The following is a 21240-nucleotide window of genomic DNA, read 5'->3' as shown; positions in this document are numbered from 1 at the left end:
TTACCGCCATATCCCGTGATCTTCGGCACCGTTGAGGCGCAGATGCCACGGGTTGTGTGGCAGTATTACATCAACTTGCGGCGGCGTGTCACCTCAATATCCAGATCGGTGATTTTCTTGCGCAAAGTATTGCGATTGATGCCCAGCAGGTCCGCGCATTTCGCTTGGTTCCCGCCGGTGGCATCGAGGGCAATCTCGATCAGCGGCGCTTCGACTTCGCGCAGGATGCGCTGGTAGAGGCCCGGGGGCGGCAGCATGTTGCCGTGCAAGTCGAAGTAACGCTTGAGGTGGCGGGCGACGGAGGCACCCAGCTTTTCGGTATCGCCTGCGCTGCGGATCGGTTCCAGTTCCGGCTGGCTGCCCAGCACCTGTTCGACTTCGGAGGCGGAGATTTCCACCGCTCTGCTGGTGAGGCCAAGGCGGCGCACCGCGTTTTCAAGTTGGCGGACATTGCCCGGCCACGAATAGGTGCGGAAAATCTCTGCTGCCGCGTCCGAAAGCACGCGACGCTGCTGGCCTGTCTTTTCGCCCTTAAGCAGGAAGTGTTCGGCGAGCAGCGGGATGTCATCCACCCGTTCGCGCAGGGCTGGCACGTTGAGCGTGGCGCCGGACAGGCGGTAGTAGAGGTCCTTGCGCACCTGCCCCGCCTCCATCGCGGCTGTGAGGTCGGTTTGCGAGGTGGCGAGGAAGCGTGGGACGTATTCGCCGGGTGTGTCCATCATACGCACGATGCGGGCCTGGATTTCCTCGGGGATGTCGCCGATTTCGTCGATCAGAAGTGTGCCACCCTTGACCCGTGCAAGCACGCGCGCGGGCCCTTCGAGGTCTTGGAGTTCGGACGCGGTGACGGTGACAAACGGCAGCGTTCGGCGGTCAGAGAAATCGTGGATGGCGCGCGCGATCAGCGACTTGCCGGTGCCGCTTTCGCCCCAGATCAAGACCGGCAGGTCGGTGTTCATCACCCGTGCGACGACACGGTAGAGCGCCTGCATGATCGCAGTACGGCCCACCAGCGGCAGCTCGTCGGGGCGGTCCACCTCTTCCTCGCGCGCAGGGGCGTGGGCCTTCTGTTCCAGCGCCTTGGCCGTGCGCTTCATCAGGTCGGGCAGATCGAAGGGCTTGGGTAAGTAGTCGTAGGCCTCGGCCTCCGCCGCCTGGATGGCCGTCATGATGGTGTTCTGGGCGCTGATGACGATCACCGGCAGGCCGGGGCGATCTTCGGAGATTTTGGGCAGCATTTCGAGCCCGTTGCCGTCGGGCATCATCACGTCCGAGATGACCACATCGCCTTTGCCCTCGCCCACCCAGCGCATGAGCGTTGTCAGGCTGGAGGTGGCGTGGACCTTGCAGCCCGCCCGTGTGAGCGCCTGTGTCAGAACGGTGCGGATCGTGCGGTCGTCATCGGCGACAAGAACGGTGCCATCCATGTGCTAGTCCTTTGATTGGTCGGAATGAAGTTGCGCTGATTTTGGTGCGCGTGGCAGTGAAAGACGGAAAACGGTTTTGCCTGGGGCGGAGGTGACGGAGATCCAACCGCCATGGTCGGAAATGATCTTAGACACGAGGGCAAGGCCAAGGCCGGTGCCATTCTCCTTGCCCGAGACAAACGGATCGAAGATGTCGGCGGCGATGGCCTCGGGCAGACCGGGGCCATTATCTATGATTTCGATCTGTAGCGGCAAGGATTGGCCAGACCCGTCGGCGCGGCGCAGGCGGAAGGAGTGTTCGAAATAGCTGTGCAGGCGGATCGAACCGCCATTGTCGCCCGCCGCCTCCGAGGCGTTCTTGAGCAGGTTGAGGACGACTTGCAGCAGCTTGTCTGGATCGCCATAGGCCAGCGGCAGGGAGGGGTCGTAATCCTCAATGATCTTCATCTGTGCGCCGAAGCCCAACAGCGCGGAGCGGCGGGCGCGGTCAAGCACGTCGTGGATGTTCACGGCTTTGAGGTCCGGTGGGGACAAGTTGCCGAACTGTTCGACCTGTTCCAGCAGTTTGACGATGCGCCGCCCTTCTTCCACGATCAGGTCGGTCAGTTCCAGATCCTCGGGCTTGAGGTTCATGCTGAGCAACTGGGCGGCACCCGTGATGCCGGCAAGCGGGTTCTTGATCTCATGCGCCAGCATTTCGGCCATGCCGATGGCCGACTTGGCGGCGGATTTGACCGAGTGGTTCTGGGTCATGCGGCCCGACAACTCGCGGGGTGAGATCATCAGGACCATGTGATCCGGCGCGCCGATCAGCGGTGCGATCTGCAGCGCGCATTGCAGCGGCGCGCGCTGGCCGTGGCCCACATCCACGTCATTGACGAACAGCGGCGTGCCGTTCTTGCGGGCGCGGGCGAGGTTGTCTTCGAGCGGAGCATCGACCGCGAGCTCGTCCCAGAGCGGCAGGCCCTTCATCGTCTTGACCGAGGAGTTGAAGAACCCTTCGGCAGCGGAATTGATGTCCACAATCTCGTCCTGCGGTCCGATAATGATGACCGGTACGGGCAACGACGCCCAGAGATCCCCTGCCCCCGTCATGCCGCAGCCATCCCAGTTTCCGGGCACAAGGCGCGCAGCAAAAGCGCCATCGTGGCATTGGGCGTCTTCGCGGTCAGCACAGCGCGGCGCAGGTCAGCGGGCGTGCCTGCGGTGTCCATGAACCAGCCCAGATGCTTGCGCGCGACCCGCAGGCCAAGCACATCGCCATAGAAGCGCAGCATGTGGTCATAGTGCCCCATCACCATCTCGGCAAAGGCATCGCCGCGCGGCACATGTGGTGCAGGCGTGCCGTAAAGCGCGTGCGCTACGTCGGCGAGCAGCCAAGGTTTGCCCTGCGCACCCCGCCCGATCATCACGCCATGCGCACCCGACTGGTCGAGCGCTTTGCGCGCGGTGGCACTGTCAACGATGTCGCCATTCGCAATCACGGGTATATCGATGGCATCCACAACGGCCCGGATCGCCGCCCAGTCCGCCTGCCCCTTGTAGAACTGACAGCGCGTGCGACCGTGGATCACGATCTGCTGAATGCCCGCCGCTTCGGCCCGTGCGGCAATGTCTGGTGCATTCATCATCGCGTCGTCCCAGCCGAGCCGGGTTTTCAATGTCACCGGAATATCGACAGCGTTCACGACCGCTTCGATCAGGGTCAGCGCGTGGTCCGGGTCACGCATGAGGGCAGAGCCGGAATAGCCGTTCACGACTTTCTTTGCCGGACATCCCATGTTGATGTCGATCACCTGCGCGCCCTGCCCCGCGACCATGCGTGCCGCTTCGGCCATCGGGGCCGCTTCCCGACCCGCGAGTTGAACGGCCGTGCCGTCTGCGCTAAGTCCCAACTCCGCCTTTTCGCGGCTGCCGGGGCGCGCGTTGAGCATATCGTGGCTCGCCACCATTTCGGACACCACCATACCTGCCCCAAACCGGGCGACGAGAGACCGGAACGGCAGGTCTGTGATTCCGGCCATCGGGGCCAGCATCACAGGAGCAGTCATGTCGAGGGGGCCAGCGGCCATGCGCGTTGCCTAATACTTGTGCGTTTCTTTCTGGTACTGCACCGCAGGAGTTTTCTCAATTCTCTCAGAGCGGTTTGCGCTGATTACGGCGACCATCCGCCCAAAAAATAGGCACAACCGCAGGCCATGGACAGGATGGTCATCTGCGCCTAGAGATCGGGCATGAGTGGAAATGAACTGCGATGAGACGTGCCGCTGCCGTGATCGTGGCCGCAGGGCGCGGGGTGCGTGCCGGTGGAGATGTGCCGAAGCAGTGGCAACTGCTGGCGGGGCGGCCCGTTATCGCGCATACGCTGGATGTCTTTGCCCGCCATACAGAAATTGCGGAGATTGTGCTGGTCATCAATCGCAACGACAGCGACCGTATTGACCAGCTTGGAACGGAAGGTGTGAAGCTTGTCGAGGGCGGCGAAGATCGTGCTGGATCGGTGCGCAACGGGCTGGCTGCAGTCCGAGGTTCTGACCGGGTGCTGGTGCATGATGTGGCGCGCCCGCTTGTGACCTCTGCCACCATTTCCGCGGTCATTGCAGCGTTGGACGCAACACCAGGCGCCGCGCCCGCCCTGCCTGTGACGGATGCCTTGTGGACGGGCGCAGATGGTCAGGTGACCGGCACACGGGATCGCACGGGGCTATACCGCGCACAGACACCGCAGGGCTTTCACCTGGCTCCGATCCGCGCGGCTCATGCCGCCCATCCCGGCGGTGCGGCCGATGACGTCGAAGTCGCCCGCGCCCATGGGCTTGCTGTTGCCATCGTCCCCGGCGATGAAGACAATCTCAAAATCACCCTGCCTGCCGATTTTGCGCGGGCAGAGAGAATCTTGCGAGGGCGCGATGGACATTAGACTGGGCAATGGGTTTGACGTACACGCCTTTGGCCCCGGCGATCATGTGACCCTGTGCGGCGTGCGCGTGCCCCACGACAGGGGTCTTGTGGGCCATTCGGATGCGGATGTGGGGATGCACACAGTGACCGACGCCATCTATGGCGCCTTGGCGCGCGGCGATATTGGCCAGCATTTTCCGCCGAGCGACCCGCAGTGGAAGGGTGCCGCAAGCGACATCTTCTTGCGTCATGCCGTGGCGCTGGCCGCCGAGATGGGGTTTGAGATTTCGAACGTGGATTGCACATTGATTTGCGAAACACCCAAGATCGGGCCGCACGCGACGGAGATGCGCACCGTGATGGCGAGTATTATAGGGCTGGAGCAAGATCGGGTGTCGGTCAAGGCGACGACCTCGGAGCGTTTGGGCTTTACCGGGCGCGGCGAAGGGATCGCATGCATCGCGACTGCGGCGCTGATCAAGCCATGATTGCCCGGGTTTTAGGCACTGCTTGTTTTGTTGGCTATCTGCGGCCCGCCCCGGGCACATGGGGATCGCTCGCCGCCCTGCCTGCAGCCTGGGTACTGCATGTTGCGGGCGGCTTTCCCCTGCTGGCGCTGGCCGCTGCGGCGTACTTTGTCGCCGCGTGGTGGGCGACAAAGGAGATGACAACTGGCACCGCTGATCACGATCCATCAGAGATTGTCGCAGATGAGGTGGTGGGTCAGTGGATTGCGCTGTTCCCCCTCAGCTACGCGGCTTGGGATCGGGGCATCGACATCCTAGCCATGTGGCCGGGCTGGGTGGCTGCCTTTGTCCTGTTTCGCCTGTTCGATATCTGGAAACCTTGGCTTGTGGGCTGGGCGGACCGACGCGGAGATGCGCTTGGCGTGATGCTGGATGATGTGATTGCGGGTGTGTTCGCAGCCGTCGGCGTTATGGCACTCGCCGCATTTGCGCATGGGGTGTTGATGAGATGAACCTCGCCGTGGATGTACTTGATTACGCGAAAAAACACGGGATCACGATCGCCACAGCGGAAAGCTGCACGGGCGGCATGGTTGCTGCTGCATTGACCGACATACCGGGATCATCCGCGGTCGTTGAACGGGGCTTTGTCACCTACACGAACCGCGCCAAGATGGAGATGCTGGGCGTAAGTTCGGATACGCTTGGCGCATTTGGCGCGGTCAGCGAAGAGGTCGCGGCTGAGATGGCGCGCGGGGCTCTCAACCACGCACCCGTTCAGCTTGCCGTGTCGATCACTGGCATCGCAGGTCCGGGCGGGTCGGAGTTCAAGCCCGAAGGGCGGGTTTGTTTTGGCATCGCGGACGGGCACGGTGTACGCACCGAAACCGTCGAGTTTGGCGCGATGGGCCGCGATAAAGTCCGTTTAGCGGCCCGGGATCATGCGCTGGAATTGCTGAAACAGGCCCTAACGGCGCAATAGAACGCTTTACGATTTGCACTTAAATTGATCAATCACATCCCAAATCTGCACACTTTTTAGTCACTTACAGAAATGCTGCACAAATCAGCGGTATTGACGTAACTTGCCTCTTTTTTCGGCAGCCCTCCTCCGTCACAGCCCCACCCACATAAAAATCCGGAGGGGACAATGAACGGAGCCGATACCGCCTGGATCATCGTGGCAACCGCACTGGTGCTGCTGATGACATTGCCGGGCCTTGCACTTTTTTACGGGGGCCTGGTGCGCGCCCGAAACGTGTTGAGCGTTTTCATGCACTGCTATGCCATCGCCTGCCTGATGAGCGTGCTGTGGTTCGTGGCAGGTTATTCCATCGCTTTTGGCAGCGGCGGCTCGGGCTATTGGGGTGGTCTGGACAAGCTGCTGCTGAGCGGTGTGGACACAGACAGCCTGTCGGGCACGTTGCCCGAGGTGCTGTTCTTCGCCTTTCAGATGACATTCGCCATCATCACGCCTGCGCTGATCGTCGGCGCATATGTCGAACGGATCGGCTTTGGCTTTGTCCTGCTGTTCTCGGCCCTGTGGATGCTCTTGTGCTACGCGCCGGTCGTGCACTGGGTCTGGGGCGGCGGGATGCTGGCCGATGGCGGTATCTTTGGCGAGACGGGCGTGCGCGATTTCGCGGGCGGCATCGTGGTGCACGAGACCGCGGGTATCGCGGCCCTCATCCTTGCTGTGTTTCTGGGCGCGCGGAACAACCAGACCACGCCGCCGCACAATCCCGGCATGGTGATGATGGGCGCGGCTTTGCTGTGGGTCGGTTGGTTCGGCTTCAATGGCGGATCGCAGCTGGCTGCCGACGGCGGCGCCGCGATGGCGCTGACAGTCACGCATATTTCGGCCGCGACCGCATCGCTGACCTGGGCGCTGTGGGAGCGGATCAAATTCGGCAAGGCGTCGCTTGTGGGCATGGTCACCGGCACAATTGCAGGCCTTGCGTCGATCACGCCGGCCTCCGGCTTTGTCGGCCCGGTTGAAGCACTGATCATCGGTGCGGTAGCCGGTGTGCTCTGCCAGGAAGCGGTCACGCTGATCCGGAACGTGCTGAAAATCGACGACACGCTGGACGTCTTTGCCGTGCACGGCGTCGGCGGCATTTTTGGCACGATCATGATCGCCGCCTTCGGTGCTGGGTCATGGGCCGCACAGCTAGGTTCACTGGTGATCGTTGGCGTCTTCACCACCGTGGTCACGGTTGTGCTGGTCCTGATCGTAAGGGCTGTGACACCGATGCGCGTGGACGAAGAGACGGAAGTCAACGGTCTCGACCTCGCCGTTCATGGCGAGCGCGCCTACGACGTCAGCAGCTGAGCGAAACGCGGCAAGTCGTCGTCTTCGATGGCTTGCGCAATCTCATCCGCCCGTGCGCCGACCAGCGCGCGGGCTTTTACGTGGATGCGATCTTGTCGCATATCAAACGGCAAAGGGGCATCGAGATCATGGGTGTAGACCACGCCATCAACGACGACACGCGCCTGCATTTCGGTCAGGGTGTCATCAGCCTCGACCCCCACTCTGTCCCGCCAAGCTACAAGCGCCGCATCCTGCGCATTTGCGTCCGAGAACGCGGTGATGTCGCCCGTGTCATGGCCATGCGCCGCCATGGCCAATACATGCCGGTAGGAAAACTTCGCACCCAGCCCTGTGTCTGGGGAGGGCTGGTTGCACACCGTCATCCAGCGTGGGTGGGTGTGCACCGTGATCTGCGCCGCACCAGACAGGTCAACGTCACGCACAGCCTCCAAAACCGCATGCAGACCGTGGCAGCAGGCGTGGAACTTGTGGCTGACCGATCCCATGCGCCAGGCAAATGGCACATCCGCCCCCGCGCCGTGATGCGTTGCGCCAAAGGCCAGCGGGCCTGCCAAGCCATCCTCTGCCGATGTCAGACCGGCTTGCGCCCAAAGCGCAGCCTCGACACCCGTCCGTGCCGCAAGTCCAGCGTTTAGCGGCTTTCCCATGGTTCCGAATTGGGACTTCAAACCTGACGCTATGGTCGAGCACAGGCCAAGCGCCGCGCGCATGTGCTTTGCCGATAGACCAAGCAGCCGACCGGCGGCCACCGTTGCCCCAAAGGCACCGGCGGTCGCAGTTTGATGAAACCCGACCTGATAGTGATCGCGCCCCAGCCAAAGCCCAACGGCCACCGATGCTTCTGCGCCAACAAGCGCCGCGTCAACCATCTGCTCAAGGGGCAGGCCCCGCGCCTCGGCAACCGCCAAGGCCGCCGGAATGACAACGACAGAGGGGTGCCCAATATGGGCAAAGTGCGTGTCGTCGTAGTCCAACGCATGAGACAGCGTGCCGTTGACGAGCGCCGCTTCGGCCAGTGCACTACCACGCCCATCAAATCGCGTCGCGGCGCCTTGCCCCGTCAGCGTCGCGGCCCAACTGTCAAAAGCACCGTCCTGATGCCCCGCAATACCGCACGCGGCCCAATCCAGCACCGACAGCCGCATGACGGCGCACACATCCTCTGGCGGTTCTGCATGCGCATAGGCCAAAACCAACGCGGTGATGTCCATGCTTCCCTGTTTCAAAAAATCCTCCCCGAAGGGCCGGTTGGCAGCGAAGCCTACACTTTATCCGTAAAGCGCTGCCGCCCGCCGCTCAAAGGCCCGCACGATGCGCTGCATAGCCTCGTTAAACACCACACCGATAATGCCCTGCAGGATCGCATTCTTGAACTCGAAGTCCACGAAAAACGACACATCGCAGCCACCATCTGCTTCGGCAAAGGACCAGTTGGATTTCATGTAACGAAATGGACCGTCGAGATACTCCGTGTCGATCTTCTTCGCCTCAGGGTACAGCACCACGCAGGATCCAAAGCGTTCGCGAAACACTTTGAAGCTGATCACCAGATCGGCCTCCATCACCTCTTGGTCGCCCTTGGGCGTAACCTTGCGCACGCGGGCGGCCGCGCACCAAGGCAGGAATTCAGGGTATTTTCCCACATCCGCCACCAGATCATACATCTGTTGCGGGCTGTAAGGCAGGAAGCGGGTTTCGGAGTGGGTCGGCATTGCGATAGAGGTGACCTAGGAACACGTGTTGCTGGCATGTGTCCCGAACGCCCAATGAAATCAAGGGGACGCAGATGTCAGAGCGGCCATATGTCATAGACCAGATGATCTCGGCCAAGGCCATCGCGGCGCGGATCGAGGATTTGTGCGGCGAGATCCAGACCGAGTTTGCGGGCACGGACAAGCTGGTTGTCGTAGGCCTGCTGCGCGGGTCATTCGTGTTCATTGCCGATCTGGTACGCGAGCTGGACCTGCCGATCGAGGTCGATTTCCTCGAGGCCTCTTCCTATGGCGATGGGATGGAGAGTAGCCGGGAAGTGCGTATTCTCAAGGACTTGCGCGGTGCCATCGAAGGGCGCGACGTGTTGGTGGTCGAAGACATCGTCGATACCGGGTTCACCATGCGGCACGTCATTCGCCTGCTGAAAGGCCGCAAACCATCCAAGCTGCGCACCATTGCGTTGCTCGACAAACCCAGCCGCCGTGAGGTCGAGGTCAAGGCGGACTGGACGGGTTTTGAAATACCGGATGAATTTGTCGTGGGCTACGGCATCGACTACGCGCAGCGCAATCGCAACCTGCCTTTTATCGGAAAGGTTCGGTTCACTTGAACAGGCGGACTTTGCCCTTTTTCTGTACCTGCCCATCCACGATACGCCCCGATTTGGCATAGCGTGTTTCGCCGCCCTGAGACGTTGCATCAAGTGCGTCGATGGCGTCCTGCAGATGCGCAATCGCCACCTCGTTCTTGCGCGGATCAAGCCCTGCAATTAGCGCTTCGAGCAGGGTGATGGTCTCCGCCGGGTCGGTCATGGGGCGCACTCCTTGGTGTCTATCCCGCATTCTCGCTATGCGCCGCGGGTGCCAAGACTGTCAAGCGGAATTGCCTCTCCCTAGGGTGGTATCCCTTTGTAAAGCCACACGAAAAACGGTACTAAAACTTTAGTCAGGAAGGGTTTAGCAGTTTTCGGGATCACTGTTTTCGTGACAAATATCTGCGCCCCTGGCAAGCGCGCAGCGCGAATTTGTATGCAAGACCCAAAGGTTGCGCCACCCACGGTCAAGATCTAGAGGCCGAAGGCTCAATGCCCGACACCGCGCGATACCGAATACTGATTTCTTATCCGAATTTTGCCTGGCGGGCCGCTCGCAAACGCGCGAAATCGTCGCCTGCATGGTAGGATGACCGCGTCAGCGGCGTCGCTGATACCATCAGGAACCCTTTGCCATAAGCCGCCTTTTCGTAGGAGGCGAATTCATCCGGATGCACAAACCGGTCGACGCGGTGGTGCTTTGGTGTGGGCTGCAGGTACTGGCCAATAGTCAGGAAGTCGATGTCGGCCGCACGCATATCTTCCATCACCTGGATGACGGATTGGCGATCCTCGCCTAGGCCCACCATGATCCCTGACTTGGTGAACATGGTCGGGTCCAGCTCTTTGACCCGCTGCAAAAGACGCAGGCTGTGGAAGTAGCGCGCGCCCGGTCGCACTTCGGGATAAAGGCCCGGGACGGTTTCAAGGTTGTGGTTGAACACATCCGGTCGCGCCTCGACCACCACCTCCAGCACGGACGGGTCGCAACGGATGAAGTCGGGCGTCAGGATCTCGATCGTCGTGCCTGGACTGCGGTGGCGGATGGCGCGGATGGTCTGGGCAAAGTGCTCCGCCCCGCCATCTTCGATGTCATCGCGGTCTACGGACGTCACCACAACGTGGTTCAGGCCCAGCTTTTCAACGGCGTGAGCCACGCGGCCAGGCTCGAATGCATCCAGCGCCTCAGGTGGTTTGCCAGTCGCGATGTTGCAGAAGGTGCAGGCGCGGGTGCAGACTTCGCCCATGATCATCATGGTGGCGTGCCCCTGGCTCCAGCATTCGCCGACATTGGGGCACCCGGCCTCTTCGCACACGGTGACAAGGCCGTTGTCACGCATGATCTTGTGGGTGTCTTTGTAGCCCGCGCTCACTGGTGCCTTGACCCGAATCCAATCAGGCTTCTTGGGCTGCGGGTTGTCGGGCCGCCGCGCCTTTTCCGGGTGCCTCTGCTCGGGGATCTTCAGGTCGCGCATGGGTCTCTGCCAATTGGTTCAGCGTTAAACTTGTTTCTAACATAAGCGATACTGCAAAAAACACCACGTGGCGCATGGCCGCTATGCACACGCCATGTCGGACATGGCGTTATTCGGGTGATCCCGCCCGATCAAAACCGCCGTCGCACGCCAAAAACAAAGCCGGTTGATCCGGCATCGACTTCAAATATGCCATACCCGTCTGAGCGATGATGAAGCCGGAGAAAGGATGTAACCGCCGGATCGGGCAAGTCGAATTCAACCTCTGCCATCCAGTGTATGAACCACCGCTGGGATGCGCCATTGCGGTCAATTTCGACTTGCGGCACCTTTGTGGCGTAGGACAGCCCCAGACCCGCAGCCAGCGACGCCACGCCCGTCGGCCTCCCAAGATGGTAGCGCAGGACAATGGGTACGCTCAATTCCAGGTGATCCTGCCGACCGAAATGAGCCACCAGTTGCGCTTCGGCACCCAGGCTGAACTGGCTGTGGCCGAGTGGTTGGTCGGTGCCCACAGCCACACCAACCAGATGTGATCCTGCGAAACTCAAGCGATCAGGGCTTACGGTTTCGTGCCAACTGCCCTCGGTCATCGTGCCAACCACGACAGACCTATGCGTGATCCATTCAGCATTAGCGGTAGGCGCTTGGCAAATCAGCAGGCAGGCAGTTGAAACCATGCGCGTGAGCACTTGAAAATGCTGCATCTTGAACAAAGCCTGATTCAAATGGAATTGGTCTTTGCCCGTTTATGCACGGCACATTTGCGGCTCTCTTTGACCGAGCGCAAATGCGAGCCGCTTTCTGTCAACCCCGCACAAAAAATGGCGCCGCGGGAGGAGCGCGACGCCATTCGCAGTCACCAGGCGGGGCAATCAGCCGATCATACCGCCGCCTGGTCCTGTTGTTTCATCATAGTGCTGCTTGAGCCGCATCAGCGCGATGCGCAGTACGATCTTGCCCGACCTGGCCGACCACCCCAGTTGCTTTTCGGCGCTTTCGAGCCCTTCAAGGTAGCAGCAGCAGCGCAGAACGACATCGGACAGACCGGGTCCCAGATCGCGAAGCGCCGCGGCGACCCGATTGCGCGCGCCCTCTGGCCCGTTGCCGACACCACTGTCCATGGCAAAGCTTCCACGTCCGCCACCGGTCAGGAAACGGTCCCAGTTCTGGGCGACACGCGGGCCCATTTGGGCCAGCTCAAAATCCTCGCGCAGCCGTTCCCCTGCGGTAACAAGATCGTCCGACAAAAAGGGCTGCCCGCCCTTGTCTCGCCGCCGGGCCAGCGCCGTGAGTGGTGATTCAGCAAGGTTGTAACGCACCTTGCGCGGCTGGCCTGTATCGGTGTCCCGTATGGTGCGTTCGCCCCATTGGCGGTGCTGATCGGCGAACGGCGTTGCTGCCTCGGCAAAGCCGGGCTGTTCCTGCTCCACCTCGCCCATCATATCGGCCAGCGCTGTACGCCCTGCCGGAGTGATCTTGTAACGGGTGATGCGCCCGGTCTGGTCAGCAGCAATCCAGTCCTGCAGCGCCATTGCTTCTGCGACCTTGCGGTCCACCACCGCTGTTCGGGTGCTGCTGCCCGTGACGCCATCGCGCACCACGACCGCCTTTTGCATATCGACCGCGACGGCCAGAACAGCGCCGGTTTCGCAAAGACGGCGCAGGATGCGCACCATGTCCTGGGTCATGGCGGCGGTTTCGGGGGGCGTGTCGTGATCAAGTGCGAAAGCAGTTTGCATATCAGCGTCATCCTTTTTGGGCCGATGGTCAGCCGACGAACGCGCACGACCCACAGAGGCACCCAGTTTGCGCAACACCGCGTCCACTAGGGGATCGTCCCGCCGGGTCTCGAACCGCCTGATCTGACGCAACACAGTCGAAGCGTGACACCCCGACTTGCGCGCCAGTTCGCGAATTGGCAGCCCCGCTTCGGTATGAGCCAGATAGTGTACGGCCGCGTCCGGAACCCAAGCAGGCAGGTTCAGGTCCGTGGCGCAGAATGCATTGCTGTTGCGCATCGGTAGTGTCCGTCCTTCTTCCCTTTGGGGCCCCGCGTGTCGTGATATTCGCAGCGGGTTGTCCACAGAATTTTCCACACAACCTAAAGCTGCATTGATTACCGGATCGTTAACATTCGTCGTGATGAGCAGCATTGTTTCTAAAAGATAAACAGTTGCTAAACGAACGTTCGGGCGTCTCCGGAGACGCGCAACACATCTTCAGGTTGTGCAATGGTTCTTGCAACGCCGCTCTCGGGGAACGAGCGACGGGCCAAAAAGGAGACCGGAAATGCAAGATATTCTGACCATGCTCAGCACCCTACGCCGCCCACGCCTGTTGATGCGCGCGGCACGAATCGGGGCCGAGGACTATCGCCGCGGCGCGCACCTGCCGCGCCTATTGGGCTATGGCCAGCTGCCGCGCCACGGCGCAGCACTCATGCGCCTGATCGAGATCGAAGGCGAGCTGAACGCGCAACGCATGACGGACGATTCGTCCTACAGCCTGTTGCGCCACATCGATATTCTGATCGCCATCGTCGGCGAAGCCCGCATCCTACGCGCGGCACAGACCGAAATGGCGACCTGATCACATGAAGCTGTCGGGCTCTGCCGCCTTCTTTTCGGCCACGTAGGCGTCCAGGGCCTCGCGTATCGCGGGGTCCATGGCCGGTTGCTGATAGTCCGCCAGCAGCTTTTTGACCCGAAGCGTGGCAAGCTGCGTTGTGTCACGCGCGCCCTCGTCTTCCCAGGTCTCGAACGGTTTGTAGTCGAGCAGGTCGGACTTCCAGAACGCCTCCTTGAAATTCGCCTGCGTATGGGCGCACCCCAGGTAGTGTCCGCCCGGACCAACCTCACGTATGGCATCAAGCGCCTGCGCGTTCTCGTCCACCTGCACGCCTGCCGCCAGATGGTGCAGCGTGCCCAGCTGGTCGGCATCCATCACGAACTTCTCATAGGAACTGACCAAGCCGCCTTCGAGCCAGCCACAGGCGTGCAACATGAAGTTCACACCAGCAAGCAGCCCCATATTGAGCGAGTTCGCCGTCTCGTAGGCCGCTTGCGCGTCGGGCAGTTTGGATCCACAGAACGATCCCGCGGACCGGTAAGGCAAGCCCAACCGGCGTGCCAATTGGCCAGCGCCATACGTGATGTGTGCCGCTTCCGGCGTGCCAAATGTCGGCGCACCCGAATTCATGTCGATGGACGTCACAAACGCCCCAATGATCACCGGTGCGCCTGCGCGGCACAGTTGGGAATAGGCGATCCCGGCAAGCACCTCGGCCAGCACCTGCGTCAGCGTACCGGCGACAGACACGGGCGCCATTGCCCCACCGACGATGAACGGAGAGATGATGCACGCCTGGTTCGCCTGGGCATAGACCTCAAGCGCGCCCATCATCACATCGTCAAAGGTCATGGGCGAGTTGATGTTGATGAGCGATGTCATCACCGTCTTGCGCTGTACGAAATCTTTGCCAAACACGATCTCGGCCATTTCGACCGAATCGCTCGCACGGCTGGGTTCGGTGACCGATCCCATAAAAGGCTTGTCCGACAGGGTCATATGGGCATGCAGCATGTCGAGGTGTCGCTTGTTCACGGCAACATCGGTCGGCTCGCAAACGGTCCCACCCGAGTGGTGCAGCCATTTCGACATATAGCCAAGCTTAACGAAGTTGCGGAAATCCTCCATCGTCGCATAGCGACGCCCGCCATCAGCATCACGCACAAAGGGCGGACCATACACGGGTGCGAGGACAAGGTTCTTGCCACCCACCTCAACCGACCGGGCCGGGTTGCGGGCGTGCTGGGTGTAGGATGAAGGTGCGGTCTTGCACAAAGTGCGCGCCAGACCACGCGGGATGCGCACGCGGTCGCCGTCCACATCGGCACCAGCGTCACGCCAACGTTGCAAGGCTGCCGGATTGTCGGGAAAGTTCACACCGATCTCTTCGAGCACCGTCTCTGCGTTGTACTCGATGATCTCGAGCGCCTCTTCATTCAGCACCTCGAAGTTGGGAATATTGCGCTCAATAAAGCGGGCCGTCTCGAAGGACACCGCACTGCGCTCGGCCCGGCGCGCGGCTCCACCGCCCCCGCGTCCCCGTCTGCGTATCGCTGCCTCGGCCATGACCTATCCCCCTTTTCATATCACTGGGTGCACCTGTGATTACCGCATCGCAGCATCGCAGGCAGGCTCATAGCGCCCCCCGAGAGAAAAAAGCGACATGTCCGTTTCTTCTGACCAAAAATACCACGGGGTCTGGGGCAGCGCCCCAGTCCAACGCTTGCCACCACCCGCACGCACGCCTATTGCAGCGACATGACCGATCAGAGCCACGACCGCCTCCTCATCATCGACTTCGGCAGCCAGGTAACGCAGCTCATCGCGCGTCGCCTGCGCGAGCTGGATGTGTATTGCGAAATCCACCCCTACCAGAACATCACCGGCGTAAGCCTTGCAGAAATAGCGCCCAAGGCCGTGATCCTGTCCGGCGGCCCGGATAGCGTGACGCGCCCTGGCTCACCCCGTGCACCCGAAGCGCTGTGGGAGATGGGCGTTCCTGTACTGGGCATCTGCTACGGTCAGCAGGCGATGATGCAGCAGCTCGGTGGCCAGGTGGACGGCGGCAAGATCTCGGGCGGCGGCGGGACGGCCGAATTTGGCCGGGCCTTCGTCACACCGGAGGGGCAACTTGACCTGCTCCAGGGCTGGTTTGACGACGGGCGCGAGCAAGTGTGGATGAGCCACGGCGACCACGTGTCGAAGCTGGCCCCGGGGTTCGAGGTCTATGGCACCTCCCCCAATGCGCCATACGCGATCACAGCAGACACGTCGCGCAACTTCTACGCGGTACAGTTCCACCCCGAGGTGCATCACACACCCAAGGGCGCGAAGCTTTACGAAAACTTCGTGAGGCTGGCAGGGTTCAGTGGCGACTGGACCATGGGCGCCTATCGCGAAGAAGCGGTGCAACGCATCCGTGAGCAGGTCGGCGACAAAAAAGTGATCTGTGCGCTGTCGGGCGGTGTCGATAGCTCCGTCGCTGCTGCCCTGATCCACGAAGCGGTTGGAGATCAGCTGACTTGCGTGTTCGTGGATCATGGCCTCCTGCGCAAGAATGAGGCGGAAGAAGTTGTGGGCATGTTCCGCGACAATATGAACCTGCAAGTCATCCACGCGGATGAAACGGAACTCTTCCTAGGCGAGCTTGAGGGCCAATCCGACCCTGAAACCAAACGCAAGATCATAGGTCGCCTCTTCATCGACGTGTTCCAGAAATACGCAGACCAGATCGAAGGGGCGGAGTTCCTGGCGCAAGGGACGCTTTATCCCGATGTCATCGAAAGCGTCAGCTTTTCCGGCGGACCGTCGGTGACCATCAAGTCGCACCACAATGTCGGCGGCCTACCGGAAAAAATGGGGCTGAAACTGGTCGAACCGCTGCGCGAGCTCTTCAAGGATGAGGTCCGCGCCTTGGGTCGCGAACTGGGTCTACCGGACCATTTCATCGGGCGTCACCCCTTCCCTGGCCCGGGCCTTGCCATCCGCTGCCCCGGAGAGATCACGCGCGCCAAGCTCGACATTCTGCGCGAAGCCGACGCAGTGTATATCGACCAGATCCGCAAGCACGGGCTCTATGACGACATCTGGCAAGCCTTCTGTGCCATCCTGCCCGTGCGCACAGTCGGCGTGATGGGGGATGGCCGGACCTACGACTATGCCTGCGCCCTGCGTGCGGTGACGTCTGTGGATGGGATGACGGCCGACTACTATCCATTCAGCCATGAGTTCCTGGGCGAGACTGCAACCCGGATCATCAACGAGGTGCCGGGAATCAATCGCGTGACCTATGATATCACCTCGAAACCTCCAGGCACCATCGAATGGGAGTGACGCTGGACGGGTTTCTGCGCTGCGCGTCGGAAGAAGAGGCTGCTCGGGTGCGCGCCGCCCTGCCCGAGCATATGCGCCTGACCCGCGCTGAACCGGGTTGCATCCGCTTCGACGTTGTGCCGACCGATGATCCTCTGGTTTGGACGGTGTCAGAGGCGTTTACCGACCAAGCTGCGTTCGAGGCACATCAAGCGCGCGCGGGCGCGTCCGATTGGGCGCAACAGACCGCCGGGATTGCCCGCGACTACACGATCAAGGGCATGGAATGAGCCCAGTTCTGAAGGCGGCCCTTTGGATGACAGGCTCTATCGCGTCCTTCTCGGCCATGGCCGTGGCCGGGCGCGAGGTGTCAGACAGCCTCGATACATTTGAAATCATGATGTACCGCAGCCTGGTTGGCGTGGTTGTGGTCTGTGCCCTGGTCGCAATGACGGGCGCATGGCGCAGCATCCGCACCGACCGGTTGGGCACTCATGTGGTGCGCAACCTGGCGCATTTCACTGGACAAAACCTATGGTTCTACGCGGTCACCGTCATCCCGCTGGCGCAGGTCTTTGCCCTTGAGTTCACTTCGCCGATCTGGGTGATCGTTCTAAGCCCGCTTGTCCTGGGCGAGCGCCTGACCGCCGTACGCGCGTTCGCGGCGATCATGGGGTTCATCGGTATCCTGATCGTGGCACGACCTGACATGGCGGGCCTGAATGCCGGTGTCATCACCGCAGCGTCGTCGGCAATCTTCTTTGCGCTGACAATCATGCTGACCAAGCGGCTGACGCGGCACGAGGGAATCGCCTCTATCCTCTTTTGGCTTACCACGATGCAGTTGGTCATGGGGGTGGTCATGGCAGGCTATGACGGAGACATCGCCCTGCCCGACTGGCAAACCGGGCCGTGGGTGTTCCTGATCGGATGCGCCGGTCTGTTGGCACATTACTGCCTGACCAATGCACTTGCGATTGCGCCTGCGACAGTGGTCGTGCCCATTGATTTCATACGGTTGCCGACCATCGCCGTGATCGGCATGCTGGTCTACGGAGAAGTGATCGACATCTGGGTTTTCGTCGGTGCGGCGATCATCTTTGCCGGAAACTATGTGAACATCTGGGCGGAATCGCGGGCGTCCAAAGCGCTGTGACCTGAATGTCACAGGCTTATGACGCTCCGTCACATGACCTGATGTGCCCTAGCGTCAATATTGACGCACCCCCCTTGAAACCGGCTTATAAGAGCCCAAGGCGCATCCACTCGACATTCACGCCGCGCGCTTTTGGGAGGAAACATCATGAAAACCCGTCTACTGACGGTTGCGGCTTTGCTCGCATCCACAGTCTCCGCACACGCAGTCGGCCTCGACCGCTCCGGTCAACGGATTGGCATTCTGTTTGAGGAAGGCAACCGCGTTGAGCTAAGCTTTGGCTACAGCGAACCGTCGCTTGACGGCGCAGCAATCACCAGCCCGGCCCTTGGCCCACTGTCAGGCCAACCGATTGACAATGTCGGCGAAGATTTTCTGATCTGGAATCTGGGTCTGAAATACGATCTGACAGACAAGCTGTCCTTTGCAGTAATATCGGATGAGCCCTACGGTTCTGATGTGCTGTATCCTGGCTCGAACGCCACCACAATTCTTGGCGGCACTGGTGCAACTGTTGACAGCAACGCGGTCACCGCATTGCTTCGGTATAAGTTCAATGACAACTGGTCGGTACATGGCGGCCTGCGCTACCAAGAAGTCTCTGCCAATGTTACGCTGGGTGGTGTCGCTTTTAACTCATCAGCTTCGCCACTTACGACAAGCGGCGTAAATGGATACGAGAGCAACTTTTCATCCGATGGCGACTTCGGATACGTGGTTGGCGCTGCCTATGAGATCCCGGCGATAGCGCTTCGCGTAGCTCTGACGTACAACTCAGGAACAACACACGATTTGCCGACGACAGAAACAATTCGCGGTATCCCTATTTCGCTTGCAACCCGCGGCGCTGTTGCTGATCTGACTACAACCACCGTTGACACACCTGAAACCATCAATCTGGATTTCCAAACAGGCATCGCTGCCAACACGCTCGTTTTCGGTAGCCTTCGTTATGCCCGTTATAGCGACACCGTCGTCCGCCCCGCCGGCTTTGCACTCCTGACAAATGGGTCCGCGTTGACCGATCTTGAAGATGGATATGATTTCGAAATCGGTATCGGTCGCCGCTTTAACGAAAAATGGTCCGGTTCAGTAGCTGTTGGCTTTTCGACCGTTGGCGACGACAACATCGTATCACCTTTAGGGCCAAACAATGGATCGCGGCACGTTGCAGTGGGTGCGCAATACGATGTGAATGATGACTTCGCCATTTCTGGCGGTGTTCGTTACACCATGCTGGGTGATGCATTTTCGGCTCCTGGGGGCCGCCCGGCAGCAATATTCGAAGACAACAGTGCTATGTCTTTCGGGATCAAGTTCACATACAAGTTCTGATCTTTGTCCCCGCGGGGACAGATCATGGAAACCCCGCCCCTCACCGGGCGGGGTTTTTCTTTGCGCAGGTTCCGGGTGGCTTGGAACGGTCAAGCCTGACAGGGTACTGGCATGACATCGCAAAAAACATTGTCCGGTCGCGCTTGGGTCGAGTTGATCCTGCTCGGCACGATTTGGGGCGCGTCGTTCCTGTCCATTCGCATCGCGCTGGATGAGGTCGATCCCCTGACGAGCGTTGCACACCGCACGTTCTGGGCCATGTGCGCGCTTTGGATTATTGTGCTGGCCTCGCGCCTTACGATCCAACGCGATCCGCGCATCTGGGCGGCGTTCATCGGTATGGGGCTTTTGAACAACGTCATCCCATTTGGCCTGATGGCCTGGGGTCAGCTGCATATTGAAACCGGCCTGACCTCAATCCTGAATGCGGCGACCGCCATCTTTGGCGTCATTGCGGCAGCTCTGTTCTTTGCGGACGAGCGCATCACTCTGCGCAAGGCTCTCGGGGTCTTGTTGGGCTTTTTCGGTGTCGCAACAGCAATTGGGCTCGACAACTTCCGATCCTTTGACTTGCGCAGCCTCGCGCAACTGGCCGTGGTCGCGGGGACAATCAGCTATGCGCTGGCCGGCGTATGGGCACGGCGGTTTTTAGGTGACTTGCCACCGCAAGTGGCCGCGGCTGGGATGCTGACCGGATCGACGATCATCACGGTACCCCTCGCATGGTTTGTAGACGGGCCAATCGTCCTTAACCTCCAAAGCGATACAATCGTTGCCATCGCTTACTACGCACTTGTCGCCACGGCTGGCGCCTATCTCTTGTACTACCGCGTGCTGGCCATGGCGGGTTCGGGAAACCTGATGCTGGTCACACTTGTCATCCCGCCGGTTGCCATTGTCCTCGGCGCCTTGGTTCGGGACGAGGCCCTGTCACCCAACGCCTTTGTCGGCTTTGCCCTCCTGGCGCTGGGGCTGGTCATCCTTGATGGCCGCATCCTGACAGTTCTCAGACGGGCGAGCGTTGACCGCCCTACCCGGCGCCGCTAGGACAGCCCGAAAAACGGGGACATGGGGACCATGAATACTTTGCTCTATCGCGATGCGGATGCGTGGCGCGCAGCACCAGCCAAGCGTGTGCTCGTCTTTGGCATGTCGGGCCTGGGCAAGACACATATGTCCACCACAGTGCGCGACAGTGGTAACTGGTTTCACTACTCGATCGATTACCGCATCGGCACCCGCTATATGGGCGAGCGCATCACCGACAACGCCAAGGCTGAGGCGATGAAGGTGCCGTTTTTACGCGACCTTTTGATGTCCGACAGCATCTACATCGGCTCGAACATCACGTTCCACAATCTCAGCCCGGTTTCGACCTATCTTGGAAAGCCCGGTGATCCGGCCAAGGGCGGTCTGCCCATCGCCGAATACCGCAAGCGGCAGGAACAGTTCCGCCAATCAGAGATCGCGGCCTTAAACGACACCGGACATTTCGCGGAGCGGGCGCAACAGCTTTACGGTTATCCGCATTTCATCTGCGACACCGGCGGTTCAATCTGTGAATGGGTTGATCCGGCGAATGACCACGATCCGCTCATGACAACGCTCAGCGCCGTTGCACTACCGATCTGGATCAAGGGAGATGAGGCGCACACGGCAGCCCTGATCGCACGGTTCGACAAAGCGCCGAAGCCGATGGCCTATCAGCCGGAATTCCTGCTGTCCTGCTGGACCGACTATTTGGCCGAAACAGGTTTGGCCGAGGGCAAGGTCGACCCCGATGCCTTTGTGCGCTGGACCTATGCCCGCGCGCTCGCGCACCGCCAACCGCGATACGAGGCGATGGCGCGCTGGGGCGTGACGGTCACAGCGGACGGGGTTGCCTCGCTCAAAGGTGAAGCGGATTTCATCCAACTTGTTGCCACGGCCCTTGAGCGTCGGGCTGTGTCGGCCTAA

23 protein-coding genes are annotated in these 21240 nt (G+C 60.7%); 13 read left to right on the top strand and 10 right to left on the bottom strand.

Annotated elements, in window-relative coordinates; all coding sequences use genetic code 11:
- Nucleotides 1-65 precede the first annotated feature (65 nt).
- The 3 genes from RA29_RS13450 to dusB are packed head-to-tail and all read right to left on the bottom strand — an operon-like array spanning nucleotide 66 to nucleotide 3499.
- The gene (locus RA29_RS13450; RefSeq protein WP_039686738.1) at nucleotides 66-1427 is read right to left on the bottom strand and encodes a sigma-54-dependent Fis family transcriptional regulator; all 1362 of its coding nucleotides are present in this window, start codon (nucleotides 1425-1427) and stop codon (nucleotides 66-68) included.
- A 3-nt stretch (nucleotides 1428-1430) separates the two neighbouring features.
- Nucleotides 1431-2522 carry an ATP-binding protein gene (locus RA29_RS13445; RefSeq protein ID WP_039686736.1) on the bottom strand — a complete coding sequence of 364 codons (1092 nt, stop codon included), beginning with the start codon at nucleotides 2520-2522 and terminating at the stop codon, nucleotides 1431-1433.
- Nucleotides 2519-3499, bottom strand: a complete 981-nt coding sequence (dusB, locus tag RA29_RS13440) for a tRNA dihydrouridine synthase DusB (protein WP_039686734.1) — start codon at nucleotides 3497-3499, stop codon at nucleotides 2519-2521. The genes RA29_RS13445 and dusB overlap by 4 nt, the downstream gene beginning before the upstream one ends.
- A gap of 182 nt (nucleotides 3500-3681) precedes the next feature.
- On the opposite strand from dusB, the gene ispD reads away from it, so the two are divergent.
- The 5 genes from ispD (at nucleotide 3682) to RA29_RS13415 (ending at nucleotide 7127) form a co-directional block, all read left to right on the top strand.
- Nucleotides 3682-4347: a 2-C-methyl-D-erythritol 4-phosphate cytidylyltransferase gene (gene ispD, locus RA29_RS13435; protein ID WP_039686732.1), complete on the top strand. Its 666-nt coding sequence runs from the start codon at nucleotides 3682-3684 to the stop codon at nucleotides 4345-4347.
- Nucleotides 4337-4816: a 2-C-methyl-D-erythritol 2,4-cyclodiphosphate synthase gene (gene ispF / locus RA29_RS13430; protein WP_039686730.1), complete on the top strand. Its 480-nt coding sequence runs from the start codon at nucleotides 4337-4339 to the stop codon at nucleotides 4814-4816. The genes ispD and ispF overlap by 11 nt, the downstream gene beginning before the upstream one ends.
- Entirely contained in the window at nucleotides 4813-5307 is a 495-nt protein-coding gene (locus RA29_RS13425; protein ID WP_039687788.1) for a phosphatidylglycerophosphatase A, read from the top strand. The genes ispF and RA29_RS13425 overlap by 4 nt, the downstream gene beginning before the upstream one ends.
- Nucleotides 5304-5777, top strand: a complete 474-nt coding sequence (locus tag RA29_RS13420) for a CinA family protein (RefSeq protein ID WP_039686728.1) — start codon at nucleotides 5304-5306, stop codon at nucleotides 5775-5777. Before RA29_RS13425 ends, RA29_RS13420 begins: the two co-directional genes overlap by 4 nt.
- A gap of 168 nt (nucleotides 5778-5945) precedes the next feature.
- On the top strand, nucleotides 5946-7127 hold the full coding sequence (locus tag RA29_RS13415) for an ammonium transporter (RefSeq protein WP_039686726.1): 1182 nt from the start codon (nucleotides 5946-5948) through the stop codon (nucleotides 7125-7127).
- Here the strand turns inward: RA29_RS13415 and RA29_RS13410 are convergent.
- Complete coding sequence (locus RA29_RS13410) at nucleotides 7109-8356, bottom strand: MmgE/PrpD family protein (protein WP_241462611.1); 1248 nt, start codon at nucleotides 8354-8356, stop codon at nucleotides 7109-7111. The two genes, RA29_RS13415 and RA29_RS13410, sit on opposite strands and share 19 nt — an antisense overlap.
- A 42-nt stretch (nucleotides 8357-8398) precedes the next feature.
- Complete coding sequence (locus RA29_RS13405) at nucleotides 8399-8842, bottom strand: type II toxin-antitoxin system RatA family toxin (RefSeq protein WP_039686722.1); 444 nt, start codon at nucleotides 8840-8842, stop codon at nucleotides 8399-8401.
- 74 nt (nucleotides 8843-8916) lie between these two features.
- Between RA29_RS13405 and hpt the strand changes: the two genes are divergently transcribed.
- Complete coding sequence (hpt, locus tag RA29_RS13400; RefSeq protein ID WP_039686721.1) at nucleotides 8917-9453, top strand: hypoxanthine phosphoribosyltransferase; 537 nt, start codon at nucleotides 8917-8919, stop codon at nucleotides 9451-9453.
- Here the strand turns inward: hpt and RA29_RS13395 are convergent.
- From RA29_RS13395 to RA29_RS13380, 4 genes are all read right to left on the bottom strand, one after another.
- Nucleotides 9446-9655, bottom strand: a complete 210-nt coding sequence (locus RA29_RS13395) for a hypothetical protein (RefSeq protein WP_039686718.1) — start codon at nucleotides 9653-9655, stop codon at nucleotides 9446-9448. The two genes, hpt and RA29_RS13395, sit on opposite strands and share 8 nt — an antisense overlap.
- Nucleotides 9656-9962: 307 nt before the next feature.
- Nucleotides 9963-10910: a lipoyl synthase gene (gene lipA, locus RA29_RS13390; RefSeq protein WP_039686716.1), complete on the bottom strand. Its 948-nt coding sequence runs from the start codon at nucleotides 10908-10910 to the stop codon at nucleotides 9963-9965.
- 131 nt (nucleotides 10911-11041) lie between these two features.
- Complete coding sequence (locus tag RA29_RS13385; RefSeq protein ID WP_193743530.1) at nucleotides 11042-11503, bottom strand: hypothetical protein; 462 nt, start codon at nucleotides 11501-11503, stop codon at nucleotides 11042-11044.
- 282 nt (nucleotides 11504-11785) lie between these two features.
- On the bottom strand, nucleotides 11786-12931 hold the full coding sequence (locus tag RA29_RS13380) for a DUF6456 domain-containing protein (protein ID WP_039686714.1): 1146 nt from the start codon (nucleotides 12929-12931) through the stop codon (nucleotides 11786-11788).
- A 271-nt stretch (nucleotides 12932-13202) separates the two neighbouring features.
- Between RA29_RS13380 and RA29_RS13375 the strand changes: the two genes are divergently transcribed.
- Nucleotides 13203-13502, top strand: coding sequence for a DUF6477 family protein (locus RA29_RS13375; protein WP_039686712.1), 300 nt, complete (start codon nucleotides 13203-13205; stop codon nucleotides 13500-13502).
- On the opposite strand, the gene RA29_RS13370 is transcribed toward RA29_RS13375, so the two are convergent.
- Nucleotides 13503-15047: a trimethylamine methyltransferase family protein gene (locus tag RA29_RS13370; RefSeq protein WP_039686711.1), complete on the bottom strand. Its 1545-nt coding sequence runs from the start codon at nucleotides 15045-15047 to the stop codon at nucleotides 13503-13505.
- A 192-nt stretch (nucleotides 15048-15239) separates the two neighbouring features.
- Between RA29_RS13370 and guaA the strand changes: the two genes are divergently transcribed.
- From guaA to RA29_RS13340, 6 genes are all read left to right on the top strand, one after another.
- Nucleotides 15240-16814, top strand: coding sequence for a glutamine-hydrolyzing GMP synthase (gene guaA / locus RA29_RS13365; RefSeq protein WP_039686709.1), 1575 nt, complete (start codon nucleotides 15240-15242; stop codon nucleotides 16812-16814).
- A complete protein-coding gene (locus tag RA29_RS13360; RefSeq protein WP_039686707.1) occupies nucleotides 16805-17083 on the top strand; it encodes a putative quinol monooxygenase in 279 nt (92 codons plus the stop codon). The genes guaA and RA29_RS13360 overlap by 10 nt, the downstream gene beginning before the upstream one ends.
- Entirely contained in the window at nucleotides 17080-17949 is an 870-nt protein-coding gene (locus RA29_RS13355; protein WP_039686705.1) for a DMT family transporter, read from the top strand. The genes RA29_RS13360 and RA29_RS13355 overlap by 4 nt, the downstream gene beginning before the upstream one ends.
- Before the next feature lie 147 nt (nucleotides 17950-18096).
- Entirely contained in the window at nucleotides 18097-19284 is a 1188-nt protein-coding gene (locus tag RA29_RS13350) for an outer membrane protein transport protein (RefSeq protein WP_039686702.1), read from the top strand.
- A gap of 111 nt (nucleotides 19285-19395) precedes the next feature.
- Nucleotides 19396-20331 carry a DMT family transporter gene (locus tag RA29_RS13345; protein ID WP_039686700.1) on the top strand — a complete coding sequence of 312 codons (936 nt, stop codon included), beginning with the start codon at nucleotides 19396-19398 and terminating at the stop codon, nucleotides 20329-20331.
- Nucleotides 20332-20370: 39 nt separating this feature from the next.
- Complete coding sequence (locus RA29_RS13340) at nucleotides 20371-21240, top strand: hypothetical protein (protein WP_039687786.1); 870 nt, start codon at nucleotides 20371-20373, stop codon at nucleotides 21238-21240.

The organism is Tateyamaria sp. ANG-S1, assembly GCF_000814025.1.
Taxonomy (GTDB): Bacteria; Pseudomonadota; Alphaproteobacteria; order Rhodobacterales; family Rhodobacteraceae; genus Tateyamaria.
Note: the sequence above shows the minus strand (reverse complement) of the source record. Positions and strands in the feature narration are given on the sequence as shown.